We start from the raw sequence: 22,909 nt of genomic DNA on the forward strand, positions 1-22,909 counted from the left end.
TGGGCAGTATGTCCGCGCGGGAATGGCGGTGTGTTTTCATACTTCAAGGCGTGCGGTACCACAATCGCGATGGCGCAATGACGTAACCGATTGACGCGTTGTCCGGGAAACGGCTGCGGCGGGCAAAAAAATCCCGGCCGCGTGGAGCAGGCCGGGAAAGGATCCAGGGATGTACAGCGCCCACAGCTTATGTCGGCGGCGGTTTCGATGAAGCTGCCGGATCTGGTAGGCGCGATTTTCGCGTCGATGTGTGACCCGCTTCGCCGACTATCCTGGCAAGTGGGGTCGCGAACCAATAGGATTTGCGGGTTTTATTCAATCTGGGTGAATGCGTGCAGGAAATCTACTCTGAAGAACAGATGCGCAAGGCGCTGGGCCTTGCCGAAACACGACCGAAAAAGGCCCGGACCGAGGCTAGCCAGCCGGTCCGCTACACCATCGTCGAACTGAGCGTGCGCAAGGACGGGGCGGGATTGCCGCTGCGTTTCGAACATCGCTCGCGCTCCATCAGCAAGGTCACCGCGCAACTGGAGGCGGAGAAGGAAGCCAAGCGCCAGGGTTACCAGGTCTGGGCGCTGCTGGATATCCGGCAGATCTGAGCGAGGCGCCTGCGCTGGCGCAACCGCGCGGGGGCGCGGCATTGTCCTGGTCGAGGTCCGGCTGCTAAGGTGCGCAGCCCATCGACACAGGAGTCCGGAACATGGAGCTGACGATCTTCCAGGTCGACGCATTCGCCGACAGTCCCTTCCAGGGCAATCCGGCGGCGGTCTGCCCCCTCGATGCCTGGCTGGACGACGAGCGCCTGCAGGCCATCGCGGAAGAGAACAATCTTTCGGAAACCGCCTTTGTCGTCGGCCGCGACGGCGACTATCGATTGCGCTGGTTCACGCCGCAGGTCGAGGTAGATCTGTGCGGCCATGCGACCCTGGCGACGGCCTGGGTGCTGATCCACAAGCTCGACGACGCTTCCCCGGTACTGCGTTTCGCCACTCGCAGCGGCGAGCTGAGCGTACGGCGCGAGGGCGACTCGCTGGCGATGGACTTCCCGGCCAAGCGTCCGGAACCTTGCGCGACACCGGACGGACTGCTGGAGGCGCTGGGCATTGTCGAGGCGGAAGTGCTGAAGACCGACGATTACCTCGTGGTGGTCGACGACGAAAAGACGATCGCTGCCCTGGCGCCTGACTTCGCCCGGCTGAAGGGCTTGCCGTGCCGCGGGGTGGCGGTGACCGCGCGCAGCCAGCGCTTCGATTTCGTCTCGCGCTGGTTCGGGCCCAACGTCGGCGTCAACGAAGACCCGGTGACCGGTTCCGCGCATACCTCCCTGGCGCCGTACTGGGCGCAGCGCCTGGGCAAGACCCGGCTGAGCGCCGAGCAGGGCGGGGCGCGCAAGGGGCGCCTGGAATGCGACGTGCGCGGCGAGCGGGTGGTCATCTCCGGCAAGGCGGCGTTGTACATGAGCGGTACGCTCCATCTCTGATCCCGAAGCAGGAGTGCGACGATGCCGGTACCGCAGGTAGGCGTGGGCGTCCTGATCTTGCGGGGCGGCAAGGTATTGCTGGGGCGCCGCAAGGGCAGCCACGGCGCTGGCTGCTGGTCGGCGCCCGGCGGCCATCTCGAGTTCGGCGAGGCGGTGGAGGACTGCGCCCTGCGCGAAGCCCTGGAAGAGACCGGCCTGGCGCTGAGCGAACTGCGCCACGGCCCGTTCAGCAATGACGTCTTCGAGGGGCGCCACTACCTCACCGCGTTCATCCTGGCCGGTTGCGCGGAGGATGCCGAGGCGCGCCTCATGGAGCCGGACAAGTGCGACGGCTGGGCCTGGTTCGATTGGGCCGATCTGCCGGCGCCGCTGTTCGCGCCCCTGGCGAGCCTGCGCCGGCGGGGCTATTCGCCCTTCGATCCGGAGCGCTGAGCGACAGGCAAAAAAAATCCCGACCGCGGGGGAGCTGGTCGGGAAATACCCTTGGGGTTCGCACACACCGTGAGCATAGGCCAGTCCGCAACGGCATCAAGAGGAGCCTGTTCGAACTGCTAGGCCCCTTTGGGGGCCGTTCCGCCGTCGTCACCTCCGCTCGACGGCGAGCGAAGGGACTGCCCGCTTGCGTTGCGGTATCCAGAACAGCATCAGCGGCAGCAGCGAGGCCCAGCCCAGCAGGACATCGCCGGCCAGGTGGATGTGTTCGCCGGGCATCAACAGTCCCTGCAGGAACATCAGGCCGAAGTGCGCGGCATTGGCCGCCACGGTGAAGTCGATGAACAGCCGGTGGCGGAAGGGCTGGCTGGCGGCGCGCCAGAGGAATGCGCCCCAGACCAGGTAGATCGTCGAGATCATCAGCTCATAGTGCTGTCCGCCGCCTTGCTGGTCGCCCCAGCGAACCAGGCGGAGCAGCAGGCGCCCGGCGTCGGAGTCGAGCAGCGACTGGTCGAGCCGCAGGAGCAGCGTGGCGAGGGCCAGGCCGAAGAACAGCAGGAAGCCGCCGGCCATCAGGCGAATGCTCAGGGTCAGCCAGGGCGTGGCGGAAACCGGGGAAGAGGAGGCAGTCATGCAGATCACCTGTAGGCCATGTCGATGGCGTTGCCTTCGGTCAGGTCGTCGAAATCCGCACGGCGGAAAGGACGCTCTTCCCGGGTGATGGTGCGCACCCGTTCGATGTATTCGCGCATGGCGCGGCGGGTATTGCCTTGGGAGGCGGCGGAGAGGAAGCCGGCCTTTTCGCTGGCCATGCCCTCCGTCCAGTCGCGGGAAGCCGCCTGGTAGATCGAACGCTTGATCAGGTGCACCGCCTGCGGCGAGCGCCGGGACAGGCGTTGCGCCAGCGCGTCGGCGGCTTCCAGTAGCTCCTCCGCTGGCGCCAGCCCGTTGACCAGGCCCAGCGCAAGGGCCTGGCGCGGCTCCAGCAGTTGTCCTTCCAGGCACAACTCCAGGGCTTTGGCCACGCCCAGGCTGCGCGCCAGCATCTGGGTGCCGCCGCCTCCCGGTATCAGGCCGATGAGTACTTCCGGTTGGCCGAGGAAGCGTTCCACCTGGTCGTCCTCGGCCATCAGGCGCAGGTCGCAGGCCAGCGCCAGCTCGCAGCCGCCGCCCAGGGCCAGGCCGTTGATCGCGGCGATGAACACCTTGTCCATGCGGCGCATGTGCGCGGTGACCTCATGGAACAGGTTCATGTCGGCGACGCCGGCCAGCAGGGTGTGACGCAGCAGCTTCCTCGCTCCAGGCAGGTGGCGCAGGAGGCTTTCGCTTTCCAGCAGCAGGCGTGTCAGCCAGGCCGGCATGGAGAAGGTGATGGGGGCGACGGCGCGCTCGATCTCGTCGACGTCGAAGTGGGTCAGGAAGACCCCATCCGCCGCTCCGGAAAGGATGACGGCACCGATGTCCTGGCGCTGCTCCAGGTCGTCCAGCAGGTCGGCCAGTTCCTGCATCACCGCCGTGGTGAGGAAGTTCGCCGGGGGATTGTCGAGCAGGACCTGCAGGACGCGTCCTCGTTGTTCTATGCGCAGGTGTCGCGGTGCTAGAGTCATTGCGACTTCCTCATTGGATAACGAGCGTTATATAACGATCATTATCCAATGTGACGACATCGTCTCCCCAACCAACGGATAGTCTGCATGCGCTACAAACCGGAACAGAAACAGGCCACCCGCGCCCTGTTGTTGAGCAAGGCCGCTCCGCTGGTGAAGCGCCAGGGCTTCGCCAGCACCGGCCTGGACACCTTGATGAAGGCGGCTGGTCTTACTACCGGGGCGTTCTACTCGCAATTCTCCAGCAAGGCGGAGTTGCTCGAAGCGATCCTGCAGCGCGAGCTGAGCGCCCAGCACGATGCCTTTCCGCTGGACAGCCTGGAGCAACTGGCCGGCGCCACCCGTCTCTACCTCAGTCGCGGTCATGCGCAGCATGCCGACATGGGCTGCCCGATTCCGGCGCTGGCCGCCGAGGTGGGCCGGGCAGGGCCCGAGGTGCGGGAAACCTTCGAACGCGCCCTGGAACAACGGCAACGGCGGCTGGCCGAACTGATGGGCGACGAGAACCGGGCCTGGGTGCTCACCTGCCTGTCGGTCGGCGCGGTGCTTCTCGCGCGTGCCCAGGCGAGCGAGGTGGCGCGCGACAAGGTCCTGGATGCGGCGCTGGAGCATGCGCTGGGCCTGCTTTCGGTGAGCGGAGCGGTTTCGCCGCAAGCGGACCGGGACTGATTGCACAACTGCAATGTTCGGCGTCTAGCGTCAGGCTTTCCCTCCGACAGGTAAGCCCATGAACGCCCATCATCTCGAACTCGCCAAGGCCCTGCTGGTGTTTGCCCTTGCCGTCGCCGGCCTGGTGGTCGGTCTCATGCCGATGGAGTTCTGAGCGACGCAGGTCCGACTTCGCGCTTTTCCCTCGTCTTCGAGTGGTCTCTGGCGTTGCACCGGTTTAGGATGCGCGGGTATTTCGGAGCCGCTTCGCTTGGCGTCGCCTGCCGCTGCGCTCCGAAACCGAGCATTGCTCGAACCAGAACGAGATCGAAGGTGCATCGCCACGAGCGGCGCACGGCCTGATGATAGATGGAGGCAACATGAGCGCGGCTCAGCCAGGCATTCTCACCCCGATTCCGGTGGTGGGTCGCTACCTGTTTTTCAGCATTTCCCAACCCGAGCAGGTGGCCGCGACCTTGGCCAGCCTGGCCGCGGCCACCGATGGTTACCAGCTGGTGGTGGGTATCGGCCATTCGCTGATGCTCAGCCTCGGCAAGACCGTCGAGGGCATGAAGGACTATCCGGTGCTCGCCGCGCCCGGCATCGACCTGCCGTCCACGCCCTCCGCGCTGTGGTGCTGGCTGCGCGGCGAGGATCGCGGCGAGGTGACGCTGCGCTCGCACGCGCTGGAACGGTCGCTGGTGCCGGCCTTCCAGCGGACCGGCGCGGTGGATGCGTTCCTCTACGGCGAGGACCGCGACCTGTCCGGCTACAAGGACGGCACCGAGAACCCCAAGGGCGATGCGGCGCTCGAAGCCGCGCTGGTCTCCGGGCGCGGTGCGGGCCTGGATGGCGGCAGTTTCGTTGCTGTCCAGCAGTGGCTGCATGACTTCGACCGGATGCAGGCGATCCCCGGCGAGGAGATGGACAACATCATCGGCCGCCGCAAGTCCGACGATGAAGAACTGGAAGACGCGCCGGCCTACGCCCACGTCAAGCGCACCGAGCAGGAAAGCTTCGAGCCCGCCGCGTTCCTCCTGCGGCGCGGCGCGCCCTGGTCCGACGAGCACCGCGCGGGGCTGTTGTTCGCCGCCTTCGGCCGCTCGTTCGAGGCCTTCGAGGTCCAGTGGCTACGGATGATCGGCGTGGAAGACGGGGTGCTCGATGGCCTGTTCCGTTTCACCCGGCCGATCAGCGGCAGCTACTTCTGGTGTCCGCCCATGGCCGACGGCCGCCTCGACCTGTCCGCCCTCGGCCTCTGAGCCCGACGCGGCAGCAGGCCAGGCCTGCTGCCGCGTCCTGCGCGGCGCTAGTGGGCGGTGGCCACGGCGGCCTCGTCGATCAGCGCCGCTACTTCCTTCGCTCGCGAGGCCAGTGACGCGTGGCTGGCATCGAGGGTGACGATCTTCCTCGGTGCGATCCGCGCGGCCATCCGCTCCTGGTTCTCCGGCGCAATCATGCGATCGGCGCTGGAAATCTGGTACCAGGAGGGCTTGCTCTTCCAGGCCGGGCTGCCGATGGCATCGCCAAAAGTGCTGGCCAGCGGAGCCTTCTGGGTGATGCCCATGACCAGCCCTTCGTCCGCAGCGAGATCCTGGCAGAAGCTTTCGTGGAACCTGTCCGCCTTCACCCAGAGATAGCCATCGCTGTCCGGCGCCAGGTTCGCTGCGGCCAGGGGCAAGTGCTCCTGGGTGATGCCACCGGGACTTTCGCCGCTGTCGGGGGCGAAGGCGGCGATATAGACCAGCCCGACCACATTCGGCTGGTTGCCGGCCTCGGTGATCACCGCGCCGCCATAGGAGTGTCCGACCAGCAGGACCGGCCCCTGTTGCTGCGCGATCATCTTGCGCGTCCGCTCGGCATCGTCCGCCAGCGAGGTCAACGGTAGTTCGACGGCATGCAGGTTGTCGTGGCCGAGGCGTTTCAGTTCGAGAATGACCTTGCTCCAGTGGGCGGCGCCGCCCCAGAAGCCGTGGACCAGGATGATCGCAGGCAGGTTGCTCATCGTGTTGCTCCCTTGTGGGTGAGGGTTGCTGGCATGAGGCATCGCCCGGCGAGCATACGAGGTCGCGATGGGCGGGCGATAGCGGGAGGCGAGGACGTTCGTCGAAAAGAACAACTCCTTGTTCCGGTAGGCGACGTGATATCGGCACGGCGGTATGTTGCAAGTCCGGACCCGACCGATCGGGTTGTCGCGACGGGCATGGAGGGGTGATCGGTCGGTCGGGTTCGCGTCTTTTCGGGGCACCCGAATCTGAAAAAATCTTGCTTCTCGCCATACCGGGGGAGCGGGGCGGGTAGATTTTCTTCCGAATCCTTCACTTTCTACCCGGTCATGGAAAAAGCTCTGAAATTGGCGTCATGCCTCTACGGCCTGCTGATCCTGCTCAGCCTGGCGATGGTCGCCTTCCTCAGCCAGTTTCCGTTTCTCCTCAGCTCGGGAGCGGAAAACCTCTCGATGTCGATCCTGCCGCTGCTGATCCCGCTGATGGTCGGGCTGGTCGTCTGCGAGGCGGTGCGGGCGGTGGTGCCGAAGAAGCGCTAGGCGCGGGGCCGGGATCAGCGGCCGAGAATGCGCTGGCGGCGCAGCCGGTACTGCTCGTAGGGAAGGCCCTGGCGGTTCAGCTCTTCCAGCTGGCGTTCGCTGGCGCTGCGGGAAAACGATTCCTCGACTATCGAGTCCGGCGTGACAGGCTGTGCGCAGGCGCTGACCAGCAGCACACCCAGGACCAGGGCAATGCGTGGCATGCGATCTCCATGGACTACGGCAGAAGGGAAAAAAAAGGCCATTACCAAGCGGGGGGAGGGTTGGTAATGGCCTGTACAAGGGACATTTGCCAGGCCTTGGGGATCTGGCGAAAAAGACGATATCAAGGGGGAATTTGATTAGCCAGCTAACAAAGTGGAATGAAGTTTTGCGGCAGGCGTAACAATTCTGTCCGAATCGTCATTCGTGCGTCACCGCCGGGACAGAGCGGTTTCGGCAGACTGCGGGGGAGTCGCCGAAGGAGATTCGTCGTGGACGATACGCTCAGATTCGCCTCGCGCTTGTGCAAGTTCATCGTCGCCGCCAGCTTCCTGCTCGTGGCGGTCGCCAGCCTTTGCCTGTGGTGGACGGGCCAGGCCTACGAATACGCGGCGCTGGCATTCTTTCCGTTCGCCGTACCCATGCTGCTGCTGATCATGGTCTGCGACCTGCTGGCAGCGCTGAATGGCAGGCGTCGCTGAGCGCACGGGCTGCCTAGCGCTTTCAGCTAGGCCGATGTCGAACCCAGACAACCGGCGCCCCGCGCGTGGCCCTATGGTGAGGCATTCATCCACTGCCTTCCTGGAGCGACCATGTCAGATTTCATCACCGTACTGCGCGATACCTGTCCCGTACCCGTGCTGGACGCCACCAAGTGGAAGCGGATCGACGGCGATCCGCATACCGTCAACCTCAACGCATACGCCTCGGCGGACGGCAGCAAGCTGATGGGCACCTGGATCTGCACGCCGGGCAAGTGGGAGGTGAACTACGAACGCTGGGAGTTCTGCCACTTCCTCGACGGCTACTGCATCATCACCCCGGAAGGCGAGCAACCGGTGCACCTGAGGGCGGGCGACGTGTTCGTCATCGAACCGGGCCTGCGTGGTACCTGGGAGGTAGTGGAGACGGTGCGCAAGTACTTCGTCTTCGCCTGACGGTATTGCCGCACGTCCGGGATGCCTGCCGGACGTCGCGCCTCAGTCCTGGTGGACGATGCGGCGGATGGTGCCGCCGCAGGACTGGTAGCAACTGCGGTACTCGTCCTGGCAGTCGTCGCCGAAATCGAAGTTGCGCTGCGGGTAGGGGCAGGACTTGCGCTTCTTCTTGTCGCTGTTCTGCATGCAGTAGTTGTAGGCCGTGCTCTGCGCCTGGTAGAGCGCCTCGTCCTGGCGCTGCTGCAGCTTGGTGAGGGTCTTGCACTGGCGCTTCTCGGCATTGCACTGGCTCACGCAGTGCAGGCCGGCATCGCTGGTCGGCGGAATGTAGGAGTAGCTGACGCTAGGGCCGCAACCGCCGAGCAGCAGGGCAAGACCGAGGAGGGGGAGCAGAAGGTGTTTCCGGAACGGCATTGTCGATATCGATAAGCAATGGCAAGCGAGAGCGAATGCTATCACTGGCTTTCCGAAGCTGTACGGCTCTACCCGATAAGGTTGAACTGGCGCACGAAACGCAAAAAAGAAAACCCCGGGACTGGCCCGGGGTTCTCGTCGCGCTCGCAGGTTCGATCAGAACACGCTGAACGGGTACTCGACGAAGGCACGGATTTCGTTGCCGTCGTCGTTGTACGAGCGGGCGTCGTTGGAGACACGCAGGAACGAGCTGCGCAGACGCAGGGTGAGGTCCTTGGCCGGACCGCTCTGCACCACGTACTGGACCTGGTTGAAGATCTCGCGCTCCTTGCCGTTGCTGGTCTCGGCGGTCTTGATGTTGTCGCCGCGCACGTAGGCTACGCGGTAGGTCAGGCCGGGCACGCCGTACTTGGCGAAGTCCAGGGCGTAGCTGACCTGCCAGGAACGCTCGTCCTCGGCGTTGAAGTCCGACCAGTAGGAGTTGGCCAGCCAGATGGTGGTGCCGCCGTCGCCGATGCCGCCGGCATTCTGGTACCAGCCGTAGTTGTAGCCGGTGTCGCCGGTGTTGCGCTGGTGGGCGATCATGAAGGTGTGGGCGTCGATGGTGTAGGACGCCGCCAGGCTCCAGATCTTGTTGTCGCGGTTACCGTTGAAGTTCTGGTCGGCGAAGTCGCTGTCCAGCTTGGTGCGATAGCCGTTGAAGTCGAAGTTCAGCGACTGGTCGGCCTGCAGCGGGATGGTGTAGTTCAGGTTGATGTACTGCTTCTTCAGTACGTCCTCGACGTCGGAAGCGTACAGCGAGGCGTTGAAGTGATCGGTGAAGGCGTACTTGCCGCCGAACACGTTGATGCTCTTCAGGCCGCCGCTGTCGCGCCCTTCGGCGCTCTTGCGGGATTCCGCGGTGAAGCGACCGGCGTTCAGCTCCAGGCCCTCGATCTCCTTGGAGGTGATCAGGGTGCCGCTGTAGCTTTCCGGGAGCAGGCGCGAGTTGTCGTAGCTGAGCACCGGCAGGCTGGGCATCTGGTCGCCGTACTTGAGCACGGTGTTGGAGATGCGGAACTTCACCGCCGCGCCGCCCTTGGACAGATCGTCCGCCGCGGAGCCGCTGTCGCCCTGCTTGAAGAAATCGATACCGGCGGCGCCGCTACGACCCTTGCCGCCGTCCAGGCGTACCGCGTACAGGCCGAACGCGTCGACACCGACGCCCACCGTCCCCTGGGTGAAGCCGGAGGTGAAGGTGGCAGTGGCGGCCTGGCCCCATTCGGCCTTGTCCTGCCGGCCATGTTTGTAGTCACGGCTGATGTAGCCATTGCGGAAGAACAGATCGAGGTGGCTGTCCTCGACAAACCCCTTTGCTGCTTCTTGGTCATTGGCCATCGCCTGGCTTGCAGTCGCGATGCCCAGTGCCAGCAGGCAAATCCTTTTCTTCAACATCTTATTGTTCCTGGTTGTTGGCTTGATGTGCGCTGAAATTGAAGGAAGCGCAAGGTTCGAAGTGCACGGGAGTCATTTGTCCCATTTACCGTGCGTGGCGGTTCTGGTTTCTTGTTTCTCCCGTTGGCGGCGCAACAATACCAGAACATTGTTCGATCCAAGAAAGCTTCGAGTCATTTGCTAATAACCAAAGTGCAAGGAAAGCCCCTTCCATAGGCTCTGAATCGGGCGTTGCCGGATCGCTTCGTCATGCGCCTGCAATATCAACCTTATCGATAAGTACCATGCCGCGAAGTCGCTGCAGTTCTCGCTTTGGGCGGTGATACCGTCGAATCGTGAACGGATCGACAAAGAGGGACGTGACATGAAGATTCTTATCGCTGTATTCGCCGCCCTGGCCCTGTCCGCCTGTGCCTCGCCTCCCGCTTCGAACGCCCCGGCGCTGGCCGCCAGCACTAGCAAGGCTCCCTACGATTACGCGATGTGCGTCTTGCCCAAGTGGCAACGCCAGGCGCCGGGCGTGGCGCTGGTGGAGGAAGGCCGCGGCTATCGCCTGGCGGACGCCGGTCAATGGCTGGAGGTGCAGCCGGCGGGGGGTGGCAGCCTGGTGCGAATCCATGATCAGCAGCCCTGGGTCACCCGCGGGGCCTTCATCGATGCGGCCAGGACCTGTTCCTGAGCCGCGAGGAAGAGGGAAGAGCTCCGGCCCCCCTAGCATGAAGTGTTCGGAGCTCTACGGCCGCAAACGGAGGATGGCCGCAGAACGATCATCTGCCTATGGCCGGCGCTGCGCTTGATCGAGATCAAGTACTGGAGGCCGGGGAGCCGGCGTGTGCGGCGATTCGCGTGACGGGTCTCGTTTTTTCTGTGAAGTGCATTGCATAACGCTTCAATCGGGACGGGTGGCCAGCATGCCAACCAGTTCCTGGGCGGCCTTGCGCAATGGCTGGTTTTTCAGCCAGATAGCGTGGACAGGCAGTTTCAGCTCGTTCTTGGTATTCCTGAAGTCCAGGCGTACCAGCCTTCCCGTTGCCAGCAGCGGCGCGACCCGGGACAACGGGAAATTGCCCCAGCCGATCCCCGCCTCGACCATTTCCAGCGCCGTGCCCAGGCTGTCGGTGCGCCAGCAGGCGCCGGCAATCAGCGGACGGGTGTCGGCCAACGGCAGGTCGCAACTGGCCACCAGGATCTGCCGCACGTTCACCAGCTCTTCCAGGTACAGCGCCTGCCCCGGCTTCTGCAGGGCGGGATGGCGCGGCGAGATGGTCGCGACCAGCGATTCCGCGCCGACATACTGGAAGCGCTCCTGCGGGTTCACGCTGATGCCGGCGAATCCGAAGCACAGGCTGATGCGGCCGCCATGGAGCAGGGCGAGGGCATCGTCCTGCGCCGCGCTGAGCACCTCGACATCGAGCAGCGGGTAGCGCTCGGAAAGGGTGCGGAGGGCGCCGAACAGCCGCCCGCTGTCGATGTCCGCAACCACGCCGAGCGACAGGCGGCTTTCCAATCCCTGGGAGAGTTCCAGCGCATGCACCTGCAACTGGGCGAGCTGCTCGGCGATCATCCGCGCTTGCGGTGCCAGGGCCCTGGCCAGCGCCGTAGGACGGGCTTCGCGGTGGGTTCGCTCGAAAAGGGCGAAACCCAGCTCCGCCTCCAGGTTGGCGATGCCCATGCTCACCGCCGAAGGCACTCGACCCAAGGCACGGGCGGCGCCGGAAAAGGAGCCGCGGTCGAGGACGGCGAGGAACAGCTCGATGGTATCGCTGGAAAAGTTCATGGCAATTCTCCTATCAGAAGATCTGAAAGCTGCTGACTTTTTCTGTCAAGAAAATTGATCCAACCTTGCCCGCCTTTCCGCTATCACGCCCGAGAGGTCCACGTGCAAGGCATCAAGCGCAAATTGGTCTACGTGACCGCCTACGAATTGATCGGGATGAGTATCTCGACCCTGGGGCTGGCCCTGCTCGCCGGTTCCACGCCCACTACCACCGGCCCCCTGGCGGTGGTGATCACCACCGTCGCGGTGACCTGGAACTTCATCTACAACTGCCTGTTCGAGTTCTGGGAGCGGCGCCAGGCCGTGCGCGGACGCAGCATTGCGCGGCGGGTGGCGCACGCCATCGGCTTCCAGTTGACCCTGGTGGTCTACCTGATCCCGCTGATCGCCTGGTGGATGGGGATTTCCCTGCTGGAGGCGTTCTGGCTGGACCTGGCGCTGATCGTCCTGATCCCGTGCTACACCTTCCTCTTCAACTGGGCCTTCGATCGCCTGTTCGGCCTCCCGACTTCCGCGTTGCCGGCCGGCGAGGCGGCCTCCGTCTGAGGATTTTTTTTCTTCAGCGCCATTCGCGCTCGCCTTGGCCGGGGCAAATCGCCTACCTTAGACGGACGTGCGCTGTGGTGCCGGTTCAGGGAGGAAGTACGACCGCAAGCCATGAAGGTCTGCCCCGGCGAGGATGGGGTGCGGCATTTCGATGAACGGATTGGGGTCACTATGCGGATTTTGGGGATGCTACTGGGGACCGTCTTGCTGGCGGGTTGTTCGACATCGACGCCCTCGCTCGACGAGACGGACCAGGTACCGAAGGAGCGTTTGTACAACTACCAGTTCCGTGACGACGGCGACGCCTTCCTGGTGGTTTCCCGGGACCGCGAGTTCCTCGGCAGCGTCTGCAATACCCGCTTGATCATCGATAGCCGCCTGGCCGCCGAGATCCAGGCCGGCGAGAGCGCGCGTTTCCGTCTTCCGGCGGGGCTGCGGGTGGTATCCGTGCAGGGCGATGGGATCTGCCGCGGCGAGGCGCCCAAGCAGGTGGTGCATGTGCAGAACGGGCAGACCACGCATTACCGGATCACCGTGGACTCCGGCCTGAACATCGGCCTGGTGCCGGGCTGACGCCGGCGCAACGAAAAAAGCCGCCCGTGGGCGGCTTTTTCATGCGCGGCGTTTATTCGCTGACCGCTTTCTCGACCTTTTCGGACGCCGACCAGATCCGATAGCGGACCTCCACGTCCTTCGGCGCATAGACCACGATCGGCAGCTTGCTGTTGTAGCGCAGCAGGAAGCCTTCGCCGACCACCGGGATGAAACGCTGCTCCTTCTTCTGGCCGGGGCAGGCCATCATCGTGCTCATCGGCCCGCTGACCTTGTCCAGGCGGTAGTAGGAGTAGCCCCAGCCTTCCAGGGTGTGTTCTTCCAGCTCGCCGCCCAGGCGCTGCTGGTTGCAGTCGGCCTCGAGGGTCTTGCCGGCGATGATCTCGACCTTGAATGCGTCTTCCGCGTCCTGTTTCGGCAGGTGGATGACCTGGCGGGTGAAGCCGGCATCTGCCTTCGGGTAGGGAACCTTTTCATCCAGTTTGGCGGCCATGGCGGTGCTGGAAAGAGCGGCAACGCCGGCGGCGATCAGTAGTGCTTTCATGTCCTTGAGGTTCTCCTTACGTGGTAACGCGAGCAGGGTAAGACACCGAGGCACGGGTGAAAAGTTCAGTGGGGGACGTAACGGAATGTTCCATGTCCTGGGCCAGCCGGTCGGGGCACGGCCGAATCGCGGGCAAAAAAAAGACCATCTGCGGGGGGAGGGCGATGGTCTTCAAAGGAGCGTCGGGGACTTGGGGTTCTCCCGACGCCGCTACGATCTCACGCCGCTCCGCTGGGGAAAAATGCTTTGGGCTGATAGTGGCTATCGATGCCGGTGACTTGAAATTCCCCGCCAACTCATAGCAAGTTCCGCACGATAGAGCCGTCAGCGCATCAGTTTGCGTTTTTTTCAGCGGGTCAGTTGCAAGGCCAGTTCATCGACCTGTTCGGCCCAGTCGGAGTCCTCGGCCAGGGCCTCGCGCAGGAAGCTGGCCTGGGCAGGGTTCCAGAATGGCGCATCGGGCAGCGCCGTGCCCTCCTCGAGGTGGTGCCGGGCGAGAAAGGCGACGATGTCGTCCCGCCCAGCGGGGAGCCCCAACTGGCGGAACAGGTTGGAAAAGGTGTGCGGGCTGGTGTCCATGACGGTTCCTCCTGGACTCGCTGTTTTTCCACTATAGCCGGCGGGACGGCAGGGCCGCCGTGGGAGCCGGGGGTGGGTAATTTTGTCGCAGATGAAAAAGACTGTTGTGCGCGGCGCGCTTCATGGCGAAGGGGCGGGCGCTTATTATTAGCAAGCTAATGATAACCGGAGTCAGCCTATGTCCAGAATCGAAGTCGCCGTGCTGGTGGGGACGTCCGTTCCCGAATCGCTGCGCAGCAAGGGATTGCTGGCCTGTTGGATCCTGATGGTGGACGGCGCCATGTGGGCCGGCCCCTTCACCAGCCGTGACGAGGCGGAAGCCTTGAAGGGAACCTGGGAACTGAGTTGGCCGCTGGAGGCGGCGATCTCCGCCTGAGCCAAGGCCCTTGCCTTGCCGAAAAGCCCGCCGAGCGCGGGCTTTCTGTTGCCTGCGGAAACGCCCTAGCGGCGGCCCACCAGCAGGCCGAGGAGGAAGCCGGCGCCGGCCGAGACGGCGATGGTCTGCCAGGGATGGTCCTCGACGTATTCCTCGGTCGCTTCGGCGGCCGCCTGGCTGCGTTGCACCACGCCGCGGCGGGTGCGCTCGATGGCGTCGCGACCACGATGCAGCACGGAATTGATCTGTTCACGCAGGTTCGCGCCCTCCTTGCCGGCCAGGCTGCCGGTGCCGCTCATCAACTGGTCCACCTCGGCGATCAGGTCCTGCAGTTCGGCCATGGCCTGGTCCTGGATAGCCTGCTTGGCGCGAGCGGAGCGGGTTTTCAGAGTCATGTCGGTCTCCTTGACGAGGATGGTTACCTAGGTATGGAGTCGCCCGCTTCGCTGAAAGTTGCACGGCATGGCCTGAGTCGGGGGCTTCCGTAGCATGCGGGAGAGCCGTTTCAGGATGCCCCGGCCTCGCCGCGCAGGTAGCGGTCGAGGTCGATCGCTTCGCCGCTCTTGAGTTTCAGGCGTCGGCGCAGGTCGTCGAACATAGCGTCGTACTCGCGGCGCTGGCGCACGATCGGTCCCTGCCGCAAGCGCAGGCCGTGGCGCCGGGCCAGGCGACTGGCACGGCTGGCGAAATGCACGGCGGCGTCGCGTGGCAGTTCGAAGCTTTCGCTGAAAGGCTGGCCGTCGATCCGGCCCTCCATGTCGAAGTGTACGGCCACCGGGCGGGCCTCGGCCTCCAGGACCCGGTAGCGCAGGTGGATATCGAATGCCTGGCGGTCGACTTCGCTGGCCGAGGCGAGATGCAGATGGCCGGGAATGAACATGGCCTGCCTCCTTTTCGGATAACCGGGGAAATGCCCTTGCCTGCCAGGGTATGCTTCGCCGGCCTCGGGACGGCTGTCCCAGGTCAGTTTTTTTCGGATTGGAGTGGGGATGCGAATGGCGCTGGGAGCGTTCGGTGTTGACTGACTGGGCCGCGTACGCCGGGCTGTTCCTCTCGGCGTTCGGTTCGGCGACCCTGCTGCCGTTGCAGTCGGAAACCGTGCTGGCCGCCTTGCTGCTGCGCGGCGGCCAGTCGGTCGCGTGGCTGCTGGCGTTGGCCATCGTCGGCAATGTACTGGGTTCCTGGGTCAACTGGTGGCTGGGTCGCTACCTCGAGCATTTCCGCGGTCGCCGCTGGTTTCCCGCGGGCGAGGCGCAGTTGCTCAGGGCGCAGCGACACTATCGCCGCTACGGCCGCTGGACCCTGCTGCTCAGTTGGGTGCCGGTCATCGGCGATCCGCTGACGCTGGTGGCCGGCATCATGCGTGAGCCCTGCTGGAGTTTCCTGCTGATCGTCGGTCTGGCCAAGACGCTCCGCTACCTGGTCCTGGCTGCGCTGGTGCTGGGCTGGGCCGGCTGAGCGCTTCGTCGGCGAGCGTAGAACTATTTTTCGCGGGGCAATGTCCATTGCTGCGAGGTGTAACTGCCGCCTCATCGCCCCCGGGGCCTTTAGTTGCCGCTGTGGTCCCGGGGGCTTCTCTTTTCCTGCCTGTTTCCGGCGATGCGAGGTGCGCAATGTCGAGGGTGGTTGCGGGATCGCTGGTCTGCCTGCTGCTCGGTTCGGCGCCGGCCTGGGCTTCCACGGCCGAGGCATGGCAGGCGCACGACGCCATGGTGCGTGCCGCCTGCCTGAAAGCCAGCGGCTTGCGCCAGGTACGCGCGGTGGGGCAGGTACTGCCCTTCGACGATGAGGTGGGCTATTCGGCGCTGCTCCTGCAGGGCCGCTATCCGCAGCCGCACATGCAGGGCCGCCAGGGCCGCGAGCTGTGTCTGTACCGGCGCGCCACCGGCAAGGCCAGCGTCAGCGAGGCCGACGCCCTGCTCAAGCCTTGAGTTCGGGGTCGTCGTTGTCCGGAAGTTCGCGTTCGCCAGGATCCTTGCCGTCTTCCGAATGGTGTTCGATCACCGCGTTCAGCTCGGCGCCGAACAGCACCACTGCCGCCGACAGGTAGAAGTACAGCAGGAGGATGATGATCGCCCCGATGCTGCCGTACATGGCGTTGTAGTTGGCGAAGTTCTTCACGTAGAAGCCGTAGGCGAGGGACGCGGCGATCCAGGCGATCACCGAGAGCACCGAGCCGGGAGTGATGAAGCGGAAACGCTGCTCGACATCCGGCACCAGGTAGTAGAACAGCGCCACCGCGAGCATCAGCAGGAACACCGCAAGAGGCCAGCGCAGCCAGGTCCAGAGCGTCACCAGGTACTGTTCCAGGCCGACCAGGCTGGCGATCCAGGCGATCACCTGCGGCCCGGTGACCATCAGGCCGGCCGCCACCAGCAACAACAGGGCGATGCCGAGGGTGTAGAGGATCGACAGGGAGAAGCGCTTCCATACCGGGCGGCTCTCCTTCACGTCGTAGGCCGCGTTGAGCGCGATCATCATCGAGCGGATGCCCGCCGAGGAGGTCCACAGCGCCACCGCGATACCGATCGACAGCAGGCCGCCTTTCTGCTGCTGCAACTGGTCGATCACCGGATTGACCTGGTCCATCGCCTCCGGCGGCAGCAACAACGCCGCCTGCTCGCGCAGCCAGGCGAAGAACTCCGGCAGGTGCAGGTAGCCTACGAGGGTGATCAGCACCAGCAGGAACGGAAACAGCGAGAACAGCATCTGGTAGGCGAGGGCCGAGGCGTAGGTCGGCATGTCGTCCTCGAGGAACTCGTTCACGGTGCGCTTGACCAGGCCGAACAGGCCTATTTCCCGATAAGCCGTACGGAACATTCCATCTCCTTGCTGTGTGCGTGCCGATGACGATCGACCACCGATGGCCGCTTGCCGCCAGGCGTTTTCCGTTGGGTGAAATTCGTCGCGTCCTTTCTGGGACGCCACGGCGGGCGAATTGGTTCGTCGCCGGCGTCATCATTCGGTCGCATCCGTTAGCCAGACTGCGCCTGCCCGCCGCGCGGCGGGCCTCCGTCCAACTTCTCAGAAATGGAGCGCACCATGTCTGTCGACCTGAAGAAAATCGCCGCTGCCTTTCCCGAGTTCCAGTTGTCCAGCAAGAGCCGCCACGACGGCGCGCTGTTGTTGCAGTTGCAGGCCGCCGACGGCCGCTACGTGGCTCGCACCATACCCTCGCCGCAGCTCAGCGCGCCGCCGGAGACCGAGTGGCTGATCCGCAGCATCCGCCGGGAACTGGCCGTGCCGGGCATGGAAATGGCGATGGCGGCACGCTGAGTTTTTTCGCCGCGGGAACCGATGATGCGATAATTCCGCCTTTCCACACAGCTAACGGGAAGGCAATGAAGCGCGAGAAGGTTCGGGACAGGCAGGCGGCAGGGAAGATCTCGGCGACCCACATCATCGCCAATCCCACCCTGGCCAGGGAATGGATCGTGTTCTTCAAGAAGGACGGCGGGCGCAGCTATTTCCTGGTCGACGAGAGCGACGAGGTGATGTCGTTCCGACGGCTCGACGACGCGGTCAAGGAACTGCGCGGGCTGGGCATCAAGTTCGCGGAGATCCATCTGTAGGAGCGGCGTCGCGCGGTCCCCACTGGCCAGCCTTGCGCGCCCGCGCTTCTTCCTCGGCGAACCGGTACTGGCCGCGCGCCTCGGCCGTCTGGCCGCTGTCCGGCGCGTCGCGCCAACTGGCCAGGCCAATGGTCAGCAGGGCCAGCCCGGCATCCAGGGTATGTCCGCAGGTGGGGCAGTCGGCCGGGGTCACCCAGGCCGCGCCGAGGATGCGGAAGCGCGCGTCGCGGCCTTGCTCGCGGATGGTCGCCGATTTGCCGAGCAGCATGTCTTCCAGGGCTTCCCGGGCGCGCCGACGCCAGGGCTCGGCGGCCGGTAGCTCGACGGCGTCGAGCTGGATGCGCAGTGCCTTGTTCGCGCCGGGCAGGCGGCAGCCCAGGCTGGCGTCGTCGTGGATCGCCACCACCGTGCAGTCGAAGCGGCGCTCCCCGGCGTCGGCGGCGAACGCCAGGGTGGCGCAGAGCGGCAGCAGGGCGAGGGTGCGGAAGATCATGGGCTACTCCGGCGGAGGTCAGCGTCGACGCGAGGATAGGTTGCTGCAGGTCGCCAGGTCCACCGGGCCGACATAGGGATTGCCCCAGCCCATCACGCAACCGACCATGTGGTTGCGCTGGCGCTCCCAGGTCTGTGGCGGGTACTGCTTGTGCCAGGCGTTGTAGAGCTGGCGATCCTGCTTCGACAGGCGCAGGCCGTAGCGGTCGCTCATGTAGAAGTAGGTGCGGGCGATCATCCCGCGGATCTGCGGGCGTGGCATCGCCTTGCGCGCCTTGAAGTCCACCACCATCGGGCAGGCGCCGTATTGCTGGGGTTTCTGCGGCAGCCAGCCGAAGCCGAAGTTGCTGCGGTCGCCGTTGACCTCGCCGATGCTCGGCACCAGGTTGTGCAGGTCGGCCTCGGCGCGCTGGTAGGTGCTGTCGTGCCTCGCGCAGTTGCTCCGCCCTCCGTTCTGCCAGCAGCGCCGCTGGTGACCGATCACCCAGGCCGGAACGATGTGTTCCCACTCGATGCGCCGCGCACGGTTGGCGTTCTTCCTCGGCTTGTAGCCGCAACTGGCGAGGTCGACACGATTTCCCGAGTAGCGACAGCCGCAGTAGAACTCCACGGATTGCCGGGCGTAGAGCTTCCAGCCGATTTTCTTCGCTTCGGAGAACGTGCGCGGGGCGTTGGCCTGGCCGGCGCTGGCGAGGAGGAGGGCGAAAAGGCCTACAAACAAACGGGAAAGCATGCGGCAACTTCCAAAAAAATCCGCATGTTACTGATTTTGCAGGAGATGCCAATCGTGGCCAGTCCATGGCCAGGCGAGGGGCGGACCTTCCCGTTTGCGCCGCGTCCATGCGATGGTTAGTATGCGTTCCGTATATGTTTTGTAGTCGAGGTGTAGTGTGGGCCTGGTGAAGATTTCCGAGCAATTGCACGAAGAGGCGCGCATCGCCTGCAAGGCCATGTCGCGCTCGATCAATGCCCAGGCCGAGCACTGGATGCGCATCGGCATGCTGATCGAAGCCAATCCCGGCCTGACCTATGCGCAGGTGCTACGTCAATTGATGGACGAAGCGCGCGAAAGCGACCGCCGCGAGCAGGACGCGGCGAGGATCTCGGGATGATCAAGAGCGCGGAGGAAATCCAGCGCATGAGCGTGGCCGGCGCGCTCACCGCGAAAGTCCTCGAAGCCCTAGACGAGGTGGTGCGGCCGGGCATCAGCACGGCAGAGATCGACCGCTTCTGCGAGCGCTACATCGTCGACACCCTCGCGGCGATTCCCGGCAGCAAGGGGCAGTACGGCTATCCGTTCACGGTGAACACCTCGGTCAACGAGGTGGTCTGCCATGGCTGGCCGTCGGCGCAGCAGATCCTCCGCGACGGCGATATCGTCAACGTCGACGTCACGGTGATCAAGGACGGCTATTTCGGCGACAGCAGCAAGATGTACCGGGTCGGCGCCATCGACCGCCAGGCGCAGAAGCTGCTCGACGTCACCCGCGAATGCCTGTACCGGGCGATCCGCGTGGTGCGCCCGGACGCCACCCTCGGCGATATCGGGCATGCCATCCAGAGTCACGCCGAAGCCAACGGTTATTCGGTGGTCCGCGAATACTGCGGGCATGGCATCGGCCGCAAGATGCACGAGGCGCCGCAGGTCCTGCACTTCGGTCGCGCTGGCGCGGGTGCGCGGCTGAAGGCCGGGATGACCTTCACCATCGAACCGATGATCAACCAGGGCGGCCACGCGGTGAAGCTGCACAAGGACGGCTGGACCGTGACCACCCGCGACCGCCGCCTGTCGGCCCAGTACGAGCACACCGTGCTGGTCACCGAGCGGGGTTGCCGAGTCCTGACCCTGCGCGAAGAGGAGCGCGAGGCGCTGGCCGACCTGGCTGGCTGATCGACGCCCGGCCTGGTTACACTGCGACGACTTTTCCGAAGGGAGGCTGGCGGGTGTCCGGCAGGCGTTTTGGCGAGTTCGAACTGCGCGCCACCTGGTTGCGCGAGGACAGCGGCTATCTGGCCGAGATCGAGATAACCAGCATCGACGACGGACGCACCGAATGGCTGGTGCTGCCGGGCCAGCCGCCGTGCGAGAGTCCGGCGGCCGCGCTGTCGCTGGCGGAAGCGGCGCTGTACCGGGTGCGCGGCTTCGATGCGCGGGGCCGGCCGCTGTTTTCCGACTGAGCCTGCTGGCAAATCGCATGATGCATTTCGCACGATCTTGCAGTTTGCACGGACCGCTTCGCTGAGTCTTTTCGTAAGTTATTGATTTTGAATGTTTTTAATTTTCCATGTGGCTGGCATGAAAGCTGCCACCTTTCCCCGTGTTGCGGCTGCGCTGAAGTTCGCGGTCGGTTTTCATGCAAGAGGGGATAAACGATCATGGAAAAGTCCATCAAGATGCTGTTCGATGCCTTCCAGGCCACCTTTGCCGTATCCACCCAGATGCGTCCGGACGGCGGCGCCCTGCTGACCCTGCGCAACGGCGAAGAGATCGTGACCCGTCGCGTGGTGTCCGCCGCCCAGTTGGCCGACGAGAAGCGCATGTACTGGTTCATCAACGCCGTGCGCCGTGACCTGGCCCTGGAGGCGGGGAGCCTGCCGGTGGATGTGGTCGGCACCCTGCGTCGTCTGCAGGAGCGCGGTCTGCCGAGCTACATGGCGGGCTGAACGGTTCGTCCGGAATCCTGGCGGAGACCTCCGGCAGGGCGGGCGAGAGTGCTAGAGTGAAGCTTCGAGGGGGCTGGGCGAGGATCGACCGGCCCCGCTCGTGTCGGAAGGGAAGGCCAGGGCTGGCCTGCCCGTTCGGCGCTTCGGCAGGCTGGCGCAGAACGATGCAAGGTCGTTCGGGTCAGCATCAGGGATGAAATGACTGACAGGAGTCGGGATGCTGCGTTACGTCGTGGGTTTTCTCGCGTTCACCGTGCTGGCGGCCTATCTGTTGCTGGGGGTTTCCCAGCACGCCTTCCTGCCGTGACCGGTCGGCATGGCGGCTTCAGCTGCGTTGCGGAAGAGGCTGTGGCGGCCGTGCGGGATGCCGGTTTTCGGCTTGCCGTGCCTTGCGTTGCAGGCGTGCGCGCCGACGCGGCACGCGCAGGAAGGCCCACAGGGTGACGCCGGCGAGGCCCAGCCAGGCGACGATCAGCAATGTGACGAAGGATTCGGGAGTCATGGTTCGTCCTCCTCTTACCCAAGGATAGACCCTGCGGGAAGGGGAATTACTGCAATCGGTCTTCGACCATGGTCTGAAACGCGGTCACTCGGGGCCGGCGCCGACCAGGGCCAGGCAGCCGGTGAGGCTGGTCAGCAGGGGCAGGGCGAGCAGGAAAGCCAGCCAGATGGCCTCCATGCGCAACAGCGTGGCGCCGAGGAACAGCGCGACCAGGAGGATGGTCATGAGCAGGGCGGTCCAGCCGAAGTACATGGCGAAGTTGTCGATGCCCAGGCCGATGCCCCAGCCCAGCAGCAGGGCCCATACCCCGGCCAGAGCCAGGCCGAGGGCCAGCATGCTCGCCAGGGTCCGGGCGGACGGGGCATGCAGCGGGTGGTTGCGGAATAGCTCGTAGAAGATCGGCGTATTCATCGGCGTCACCTCCGCAGGGGAACTTCCAGCCTAGTCCAGCGGGCGAGACGGCCCTAGACCTATTTGTCATTACGGGGCGTGACCTCAGGCCGTTAACATCCATCTTTTCCAGGCGATGCCGTGCATCGGGCTGCGGGCCCGCTCACCGTTCGTCGCGCTGAGTCGAAAAAGAAACCGAAAGGGTTGCGTGCATGAGTGGCGAACTCGCCTCGTTCGAGGTGGATGGGTATCAACTGGTCTATCAGGACCTGGGTGAAGGCACGCCGGTGCTACTGGTCCACGGTTCGCTCTGCGACTACCGCTACTGGCAATGGCAGTTGCGCAGCCTCGGCGAGCACCACCGGCTGATCGTGCCGAGCCTGCGTCACTACTACCCCGAGCGCTGGGACGGGCAGGGTGCGGACTTCACCAGCGCCCGCCACGTCGCCGACCTGCTGGCGCTGGTCGAGCGGCTCGGCGAGCCGGTACACCTGCTCGGCCATTCCCGTGGCGGCAACCTGGCGTTGCGCCTGGCGCTGGCCGCTCCGGACGCCCTGCGTTCGCTGAGTCTGGCCGATCCCGGCGGCGACTATGCCGCCGAGGTCTACGCCCACGCCGGCCTGCCTGCGCCCGAGGAGCCATTGGAACGCAACCAGTTCCGGCGCCAGGCGCTCGAATTGATCCGTGGCGGCGAGGCGGAACGGGGACTGGAACTGTTCGTCGATACGGTGAGCGGCGCCGGGGTATGGAAACGCTCGTCGGCGACGTTCCGCCGAATGACCCTGGACAACGCCATGACCCTGGTCGGGCAGGTGGCCGACCAGCCGCCGGCGCTGGCGCTGTCGGAACTGCGCTCGATCGACCTGCCGAGCCTGATCCTCAATGGCGAACGCAGCCCGCTGCCATTCCCGGCCACCGCCGAGGCGCTGGCGGCGGCCCTGCCGCGCGCCGAGCTGCAACGCATCCAGGGCGCGTCCCATGGCCTCAATGCCACCCGTCCGGCGGCTTTCAACCGGTCGGTACTGGAGTTCCTGGCGCGCGTCGATGGCGTTGCGCCGGACGTGGAAACGTCCTGAAGCGAGGCCGGGCGAACTGACCGCTCGTCAGCTCGCCGCGGATGCTTTACCATGGGCGCTTCGCGCCGGATCAGCTCCGGCGTTTTTCGTCAGTATCCATTCCCAGTGATCTCCGTCCGCGCGCTTCGGCGCAGGGGTGC

General features: G+C 64.9%; 37 protein-coding genes. 21 read left to right on the top strand and 16 right to left on the bottom strand.

Annotated features, from left to right (window positions below; all coding sequences use genetic code 11):
• The first annotated feature begins 359 nt into the window (after positions 1-359).
• The 3 genes from AC4OR5_RS06065 to AC4OR5_RS06075 all read left to right on the top strand — a co-directional run bounded on the left by AC4OR5_RS06065 (position 360) and on the right by AC4OR5_RS06075 (position 1,912).
• On the top strand, positions 360-599 hold the full coding sequence (locus tag AC4OR5_RS06065; RefSeq protein WP_003099145.1) for a hypothetical protein: 240 nt from the start codon (positions 360-362) through the stop codon (positions 597-599).
• Positions 600-700: 101 nt separating this feature from the next.
• Positions 701-1,480, top strand: coding sequence for a PhzF family phenazine biosynthesis protein (locus AC4OR5_RS06070; protein ID WP_003108892.1), 780 nt, complete (start codon positions 701-703; stop codon positions 1,478-1,480).
• Between the two features lie 21 nt (positions 1,481-1,501).
• On the top strand, positions 1,502-1,912 hold the full coding sequence (locus AC4OR5_RS06075) for a nucleotide triphosphate diphosphatase NUDT15 (RefSeq protein WP_058160069.1): 411 nt from the start codon (positions 1,502-1,504) through the stop codon (positions 1,910-1,912).
• 150 nt (positions 1,913-2,062) lie between these two features.
• On the opposite strand, the gene AC4OR5_RS06080 is transcribed toward AC4OR5_RS06075, so the two are convergent.
• Both AC4OR5_RS06080 and AC4OR5_RS06085 read right to left on the bottom strand, forming a co-directional pair.
• On the bottom strand, positions 2,063-2,545 hold the full coding sequence (locus AC4OR5_RS06080) for a DUF6632 domain-containing protein (protein WP_023106389.1): 483 nt from the start codon (positions 2,543-2,545) through the stop codon (positions 2,063-2,065).
• A gap of 5 nt (positions 2,546-2,550) precedes the next feature.
• A complete protein-coding gene (locus AC4OR5_RS06085) occupies positions 2,551-3,519 on the bottom strand; it encodes an enoyl-CoA hydratase/isomerase family protein (RefSeq protein ID WP_003108887.1) in 969 nt (322 codons plus the stop codon).
• 87 nt (positions 3,520-3,606) lie between these two features.
• Here AC4OR5_RS06085 and AC4OR5_RS06090 point away from each other — a divergent pair, with 87 nt between their 5' ends.
• Together AC4OR5_RS06090 and AC4OR5_RS06095 are read left to right on the top strand one after the other, a co-directional pair.
• Positions 3,607-4,188, top strand: a complete 582-nt coding sequence (locus tag AC4OR5_RS06090) for a TetR/AcrR family transcriptional regulator (RefSeq protein ID WP_058160068.1) — start codon at positions 3,607-3,609, stop codon at positions 4,186-4,188.
• Positions 4,189-4,529: 341 nt separating this feature from the next.
• Positions 4,530-5,429: a Dyp-type peroxidase gene (locus tag AC4OR5_RS06095; RefSeq protein ID WP_079390125.1), complete on the top strand. Its 900-nt coding sequence runs from the start codon at positions 4,530-4,532 to the stop codon at positions 5,427-5,429.
• Between the two features lie 47 nt (positions 5,430-5,476).
• On the opposite strand, the gene AC4OR5_RS06100 is transcribed toward AC4OR5_RS06095, so the two are convergent.
• On the bottom strand, positions 5,477-6,172 hold the full coding sequence (locus AC4OR5_RS06100) for an alpha/beta hydrolase (RefSeq protein ID WP_003090823.1): 696 nt from the start codon (positions 6,170-6,172) through the stop codon (positions 5,477-5,479).
• 348 nt (positions 6,173-6,520) lie between these two features.
• Here AC4OR5_RS06100 and AC4OR5_RS06105 point away from each other — a divergent pair, with 348 nt between their 5' ends.
• Positions 6,521-6,712 carry a hypothetical protein gene (locus tag AC4OR5_RS06105; RefSeq protein WP_003099127.1) on the top strand — a complete coding sequence of 64 codons (192 nt, stop codon included), beginning with the start codon at positions 6,521-6,523 and terminating at the stop codon, positions 6,710-6,712.
• A gap of 14 nt (positions 6,713-6,726) precedes the next feature.
• Here AC4OR5_RS06105 and AC4OR5_RS06110 read toward each other — a convergent pair whose 3' ends face one another.
• Positions 6,727-6,915 (bottom strand): hypothetical protein, encoded by a 189-nt coding sequence (locus tag AC4OR5_RS06110; protein ID WP_003090821.1) that lies wholly within the window; start codon positions 6,913-6,915, stop codon positions 6,727-6,729.
• 270 nt (positions 6,916-7,185) lie between these two features.
• Between AC4OR5_RS06110 and AC4OR5_RS06115 the strand changes: the two genes are divergently transcribed.
• Complete coding sequence (locus AC4OR5_RS06115) at positions 7,186-7,395, top strand: hypothetical protein (protein ID WP_003090820.1); 210 nt, start codon at positions 7,186-7,188, stop codon at positions 7,393-7,395.
• A gap of 111 nt (positions 7,396-7,506) precedes the next feature.
• Positions 7,507-7,851, top strand: a complete 345-nt coding sequence (locus tag AC4OR5_RS06120) for a cupin domain-containing protein (protein WP_003090818.1) — start codon at positions 7,507-7,509, stop codon at positions 7,849-7,851.
• A 42-nt stretch (positions 7,852-7,893) separates the two neighbouring features.
• Here AC4OR5_RS06120 and AC4OR5_RS06125 read toward each other — a convergent pair whose 3' ends face one another.
• Positions 7,894-8,265 (bottom strand): hypothetical protein, encoded by a 372-nt coding sequence (locus AC4OR5_RS06125; RefSeq protein WP_003116594.1) that lies wholly within the window; start codon positions 8,263-8,265, stop codon positions 7,894-7,896.
• 156 nt (positions 8,266-8,421) lie between these two features.
• Entirely contained in the window at positions 8,422-9,699 is a 1,278-nt protein-coding gene (locus AC4OR5_RS06130; protein ID WP_003099122.1) for an OprD family porin, read from the bottom strand.
• A gap of 364 nt (positions 9,700-10,063) precedes the next feature.
• On the opposite strand from AC4OR5_RS06130, the gene AC4OR5_RS06135 reads away from it, so the two are divergent.
• Positions 10,064-10,378 carry a hypothetical protein gene (locus tag AC4OR5_RS06135; RefSeq protein WP_003143770.1) on the top strand — a complete coding sequence of 105 codons (315 nt, stop codon included), beginning with the start codon at positions 10,064-10,066 and terminating at the stop codon, positions 10,376-10,378.
• Positions 10,379-10,588: 210 nt separating this feature from the next.
• Here the strand turns inward: AC4OR5_RS06135 and AC4OR5_RS06140 are convergent, their stop codons facing one another.
• On the bottom strand, positions 10,589-11,476 hold the full coding sequence (locus AC4OR5_RS06140; RefSeq protein WP_003099119.1) for a LysR family transcriptional regulator: 888 nt from the start codon (positions 11,474-11,476) through the stop codon (positions 10,589-10,591).
• A gap of 102 nt (positions 11,477-11,578) precedes the next feature.
• Between AC4OR5_RS06140 and AC4OR5_RS06145 the strand changes: the two genes are divergently transcribed.
• A complete protein-coding gene (locus AC4OR5_RS06145) occupies positions 11,579-12,022 on the top strand; it encodes a PACE efflux transporter (protein ID WP_003090812.1) in 444 nt (147 codons plus the stop codon).
• 186 nt (positions 12,023-12,208) lie between these two features.
• Entirely contained in the window at positions 12,209-12,595 is a 387-nt protein-coding gene (locus AC4OR5_RS06150) for a hypothetical protein (RefSeq protein WP_003114417.1), read from the top strand.
• 52 nt (positions 12,596-12,647) lie between these two features.
• Here AC4OR5_RS06150 and eco read toward each other — a convergent pair whose 3' ends face one another.
• Positions 12,648-13,118 carry a serine protease inhibitor ecotin gene (gene eco / locus AC4OR5_RS06155; RefSeq protein WP_003090808.1) on the bottom strand — a complete coding sequence of 157 codons (471 nt, stop codon included), beginning with the start codon at positions 13,116-13,118 and terminating at the stop codon, positions 12,648-12,650.
• A gap of 348 nt (positions 13,119-13,466) precedes the next feature.
• Positions 13,467-13,697: a DUF2789 domain-containing protein gene (locus tag AC4OR5_RS06160; protein WP_003090806.1), complete on the bottom strand. Its 231-nt coding sequence runs from the start codon at positions 13,695-13,697 to the stop codon at positions 13,467-13,469.
• Positions 13,698-13,875: 178 nt separating this feature from the next.
• On the opposite strand from AC4OR5_RS06160, the gene AC4OR5_RS06165 reads away from it, so the two are divergent.
• Positions 13,876-14,073, top strand: coding sequence for a hypothetical protein (locus AC4OR5_RS06165; RefSeq protein ID WP_003090804.1), 198 nt, complete (start codon positions 13,876-13,878; stop codon positions 14,071-14,073).
• A 65-nt stretch (positions 14,074-14,138) separates the two neighbouring features.
• Here the strand turns inward: AC4OR5_RS06165 and AC4OR5_RS06170 are convergent, their stop codons facing one another.
• Positions 14,139-14,468, bottom strand: a complete 330-nt coding sequence (locus AC4OR5_RS06170; RefSeq protein ID WP_003090802.1) for an ElaB/YgaM/YqjD family protein — start codon at positions 14,466-14,468, stop codon at positions 14,139-14,141.
• A gap of 110 nt (positions 14,469-14,578) precedes the next feature.
• Positions 14,579-14,953: a DUF5064 family protein gene (locus tag AC4OR5_RS06175; protein ID WP_003090800.1), complete on the bottom strand. Its 375-nt coding sequence runs from the start codon at positions 14,951-14,953 to the stop codon at positions 14,579-14,581.
• A 134-nt stretch (positions 14,954-15,087) separates the two neighbouring features.
• Between AC4OR5_RS06175 and AC4OR5_RS06180 the strand changes: the two genes are divergently transcribed.
• Positions 15,088-15,531: a YqaA family protein gene (locus tag AC4OR5_RS06180; RefSeq protein WP_074222322.1), complete on the top strand. Its 444-nt coding sequence runs from the start codon at positions 15,088-15,090 to the stop codon at positions 15,529-15,531.
• Positions 15,532-15,686: 155 nt separating this feature from the next.
• Entirely contained in the window at positions 15,687-16,004 is a 318-nt protein-coding gene (locus AC4OR5_RS06185; protein WP_003108875.1) for a hypothetical protein, read from the top strand.
• On the opposite strand, the gene AC4OR5_RS06190 is transcribed toward AC4OR5_RS06185, so the two are convergent.
• Positions 15,994-16,893 (bottom strand): YihY/virulence factor BrkB family protein, encoded by a 900-nt coding sequence (locus AC4OR5_RS06190; RefSeq protein ID WP_003108873.1) that lies wholly within the window; start codon positions 16,891-16,893, stop codon positions 15,994-15,996. The genes AC4OR5_RS06185 and AC4OR5_RS06190 overlap by 11 nt on opposite strands.
• 222 nt (positions 16,894-17,115) lie before the next feature.
• Between AC4OR5_RS06190 and AC4OR5_RS06195 the strand changes: the two genes are divergently transcribed.
• Together AC4OR5_RS06195 and AC4OR5_RS06200 are read left to right on the top strand one after the other, a co-directional pair.
• Positions 17,116-17,349 (top strand): DUF3509 domain-containing protein, encoded by a 234-nt coding sequence (locus AC4OR5_RS06195; RefSeq protein ID WP_003090796.1) that lies wholly within the window; start codon positions 17,116-17,118, stop codon positions 17,347-17,349.
• A 65-nt stretch (positions 17,350-17,414) separates the two neighbouring features.
• Positions 17,415-17,645 carry a hypothetical protein gene (locus AC4OR5_RS06200; protein ID WP_003090795.1) on the top strand — a complete coding sequence of 77 codons (231 nt, stop codon included), beginning with the start codon at positions 17,415-17,417 and terminating at the stop codon, positions 17,643-17,645.
• On the opposite strand, the gene AC4OR5_RS06205 is transcribed toward AC4OR5_RS06200, so the two are convergent.
• Both AC4OR5_RS06205 and AC4OR5_RS06210 read right to left on the bottom strand, forming a co-directional pair.
• The gene (locus AC4OR5_RS06205; RefSeq protein ID WP_009313948.1) at positions 17,620-18,138 is read right to left on the bottom strand and encodes a thermonuclease family protein; all 519 of its coding nucleotides are present in this window, start codon (positions 18,136-18,138) and stop codon (positions 17,620-17,622) included. The genes AC4OR5_RS06200 and AC4OR5_RS06205 overlap by 26 nt on opposite strands.
• 18 nt (positions 18,139-18,156) lie before the next feature.
• On the bottom strand, positions 18,157-18,870 hold the full coding sequence (locus tag AC4OR5_RS06210; RefSeq protein WP_003099106.1) for an endonuclease: 714 nt from the start codon (positions 18,868-18,870) through the stop codon (positions 18,157-18,159).
• A 157-nt stretch (positions 18,871-19,027) separates the two neighbouring features.
• On the opposite strand from AC4OR5_RS06210, the gene AC4OR5_RS06215 reads away from it, so the two are divergent.
• From AC4OR5_RS06215 to AC4OR5_RS06230, 4 genes are all read left to right on the top strand, one after another.
• Positions 19,028-19,249: a ParD-like family protein gene (locus AC4OR5_RS06215; protein ID WP_003090688.1), complete on the top strand. Its 222-nt coding sequence runs from the start codon at positions 19,028-19,030 to the stop codon at positions 19,247-19,249.
• Entirely contained in the window at positions 19,246-20,028 is a 783-nt protein-coding gene (gene map, locus AC4OR5_RS06220; RefSeq protein WP_003090687.1) for a type I methionyl aminopeptidase, read from the top strand. The genes AC4OR5_RS06215 and map overlap by 4 nt, the downstream gene beginning before the upstream one ends.
• Before the next feature lie 53 nt (positions 20,029-20,081).
• The gene (locus tag AC4OR5_RS06225) at positions 20,082-20,315 is read left to right on the top strand and encodes a hypothetical protein (RefSeq protein WP_003090686.1); all 234 of its coding nucleotides are present in this window, start codon (positions 20,082-20,084) and stop codon (positions 20,313-20,315) included.
• A 198-nt stretch (positions 20,316-20,513) separates the two neighbouring features.
• Positions 20,514-20,801 carry a DUF3509 domain-containing protein gene (locus tag AC4OR5_RS06230; protein ID WP_003090684.1) on the top strand — a complete coding sequence of 96 codons (288 nt, stop codon included), beginning with the start codon at positions 20,514-20,516 and terminating at the stop codon, positions 20,799-20,801.
• Positions 20,802-21,126: 325 nt separating this feature from the next.
• On the opposite strand, the gene AC4OR5_RS06235 is transcribed toward AC4OR5_RS06230, so the two are convergent.
• Together AC4OR5_RS06235 and AC4OR5_RS06240 are read right to left on the bottom strand one after the other, a co-directional pair.
• Entirely contained in the window at positions 21,127-21,303 is a 177-nt protein-coding gene (locus AC4OR5_RS06235; RefSeq protein ID WP_003099098.1) for a hypothetical protein, read from the bottom strand.
• An 84-nt stretch (positions 21,304-21,387) separates the two neighbouring features.
• Positions 21,388-21,714, bottom strand: coding sequence for a hypothetical protein (locus AC4OR5_RS06240; RefSeq protein WP_003090681.1), 327 nt, complete (start codon positions 21,712-21,714; stop codon positions 21,388-21,390).
• A gap of 191 nt (positions 21,715-21,905) precedes the next feature.
• Here AC4OR5_RS06240 and AC4OR5_RS06245 point away from each other — a divergent pair, with 191 nt between their 5' ends.
• The gene (locus AC4OR5_RS06245; protein WP_003122565.1) at positions 21,906-22,769 is read left to right on the top strand and encodes an alpha/beta fold hydrolase; all 864 of its coding nucleotides are present in this window, start codon (positions 21,906-21,908) and stop codon (positions 22,767-22,769) included.
• The last annotated feature ends 140 nt before the right edge of the window (positions 22,770-22,909 follow it).

This window comes from Pseudomonas sp. YA1 (assembly GCF_058680555.1).

What these genes read in the sequence shown, in the direction of transcription:
- AC4OR5_RS06065 (WP_003099145.1), top strand. Translation starts at nt 360, where the DNA reads ATGCGCAAGGCGCTGGGCCTTGCCGAAACACGACCGAAAAAGGCCCGG.
- AC4OR5_RS06070 (WP_003108892.1), top strand. Translation starts at nt 701, where the DNA reads ATGGAGCTGACGATCTTCCAGGTCGACGCATTCGCCGACAGTCCCTTC.
- AC4OR5_RS06075 (WP_058160069.1), top strand. Translation starts at nt 1,502, where the DNA reads ATGCCGGTACCGCAGGTAGGCGTGGGCGTCCTGATCTTGCGGGGCGGC.
- AC4OR5_RS06080 (WP_023106389.1), bottom strand. Translation starts at nt 2,545, where the DNA reads ATGACTGCCTCCTCTTCCCCGGTTTCCGCCACGCCCTGGCTGACCCTG.
- AC4OR5_RS06085 (WP_003108887.1), bottom strand. Translation starts at nt 3,519, where the DNA reads ATGACTCTAGCACCGCGACACCTGCGCATAGAACAACGAGGACGCGTC.
- AC4OR5_RS06090 (WP_058160068.1), top strand. Translation starts at nt 3,607, where the DNA reads ATGCGCTACAAACCGGAACAGAAACAGGCCACCCGCGCCCTGTTGTTG.
- AC4OR5_RS06095 (WP_079390125.1), top strand. Translation starts at nt 4,530, where the DNA reads ATGATAGATGGAGGCAACATGAGCGCGGCTCAGCCAGGCATTCTCACC.
- AC4OR5_RS06100 (WP_003090823.1), bottom strand. Translation starts at nt 6,172, where the DNA reads ATGAGCAACCTGCCTGCGATCATCCTGGTCCACGGCTTCTGGGGCGGC.
- AC4OR5_RS06110 (WP_003090821.1), bottom strand. Translation starts at nt 6,915, where the DNA reads ATGCCACGCATTGCCCTGGTCCTGGGTGTGCTGCTGGTCAGCGCCTGC.
- AC4OR5_RS06120 (WP_003090818.1), top strand. Translation starts at nt 7,507, where the DNA reads ATGTCAGATTTCATCACCGTACTGCGCGATACCTGTCCCGTACCCGTG.
- AC4OR5_RS06125 (WP_003116594.1), bottom strand. Translation starts at nt 8,265, where the DNA reads ATGCCGTTCCGGAAACACCTTCTGCTCCCCCTCCTCGGTCTTGCCCTG.
- AC4OR5_RS06130 (WP_003099122.1), bottom strand. Translation starts at nt 9,699, where the DNA reads ATGTTGAAGAAAAGGATTTGCCTGCTGGCACTGGGCATCGCGACTGCA.
- AC4OR5_RS06135 (WP_003143770.1), top strand. Translation starts at nt 10,064, where the DNA reads ATGAAGATTCTTATCGCTGTATTCGCCGCCCTGGCCCTGTCCGCCTGT.
- AC4OR5_RS06140 (WP_003099119.1), bottom strand. Translation starts at nt 11,476, where the DNA reads ATGAACTTTTCCAGCGATACCATCGAGCTGTTCCTCGCCGTCCTCGAC.
- AC4OR5_RS06150 (WP_003114417.1), top strand. Translation starts at nt 12,209, where the DNA reads ATGCTACTGGGGACCGTCTTGCTGGCGGGTTGTTCGACATCGACGCCC.
- eco (WP_003090808.1), bottom strand. Translation starts at nt 13,118, where the DNA reads ATGAAAGCACTACTGATCGCCGCCGGCGTTGCCGCTCTTTCCAGCACC.
- AC4OR5_RS06160 (WP_003090806.1), bottom strand. Translation starts at nt 13,697, where the DNA reads ATGGACACCAGCCCGCACACCTTTTCCAACCTGTTCCGCCAGTTGGGG.
- AC4OR5_RS06165 (WP_003090804.1), top strand. Translation starts at nt 13,876, where the DNA reads ATGTCCAGAATCGAAGTCGCCGTGCTGGTGGGGACGTCCGTTCCCGAA.
- AC4OR5_RS06170 (WP_003090802.1), bottom strand. Translation starts at nt 14,468, where the DNA reads ATGACTCTGAAAACCCGCTCCGCTCGCGCCAAGCAGGCTATCCAGGAC.
- AC4OR5_RS06175 (WP_003090800.1), bottom strand. Translation starts at nt 14,953, where the DNA reads ATGTTCATTCCCGGCCATCTGCATCTCGCCTCGGCCAGCGAAGTCGAC.
- AC4OR5_RS06185 (WP_003108875.1), top strand. Translation starts at nt 15,687, where the DNA reads ATGTCGAGGGTGGTTGCGGGATCGCTGGTCTGCCTGCTGCTCGGTTCG.
- AC4OR5_RS06190 (WP_003108873.1), bottom strand. Translation starts at nt 16,893, where the DNA reads ATGTTCCGTACGGCTTATCGGGAAATAGGCCTGTTCGGCCTGGTCAAG.
- AC4OR5_RS06195 (WP_003090796.1), top strand. Translation starts at nt 17,116, where the DNA reads ATGTCTGTCGACCTGAAGAAAATCGCCGCTGCCTTTCCCGAGTTCCAG.
- AC4OR5_RS06200 (WP_003090795.1), top strand. Translation starts at nt 17,415, where the DNA reads ATGAAGCGCGAGAAGGTTCGGGACAGGCAGGCGGCAGGGAAGATCTCG.
- AC4OR5_RS06205 (WP_009313948.1), bottom strand. Translation starts at nt 18,138, where the DNA reads ATGATCTTCCGCACCCTCGCCCTGCTGCCGCTCTGCGCCACCCTGGCG.
- AC4OR5_RS06210 (WP_003099106.1), bottom strand. Translation starts at nt 18,870, where the DNA reads ATGCTTTCCCGTTTGTTTGTAGGCCTTTTCGCCCTCCTCCTCGCCAGC.
- map (WP_003090687.1), top strand. Translation starts at nt 19,246, where the DNA reads ATGATCAAGAGCGCGGAGGAAATCCAGCGCATGAGCGTGGCCGGCGCG.
- AC4OR5_RS06230 (WP_003090684.1), top strand. Translation starts at nt 20,514, where the DNA reads ATGGAAAAGTCCATCAAGATGCTGTTCGATGCCTTCCAGGCCACCTTT.
- AC4OR5_RS06235 (WP_003099098.1), bottom strand. Translation starts at nt 21,303, where the DNA reads ATGACTCCCGAATCCTTCGTCACATTGCTGATCGTCGCCTGGCTGGGC.
- AC4OR5_RS06240 (WP_003090681.1), bottom strand. Translation starts at nt 21,714, where the DNA reads ATGAATACGCCGATCTTCTACGAGCTATTCCGCAACCACCCGCTGCAT.
- AC4OR5_RS06245 (WP_003122565.1), top strand. Translation starts at nt 21,906, where the DNA reads ATGAGTGGCGAACTCGCCTCGTTCGAGGTGGATGGGTATCAACTGGTC.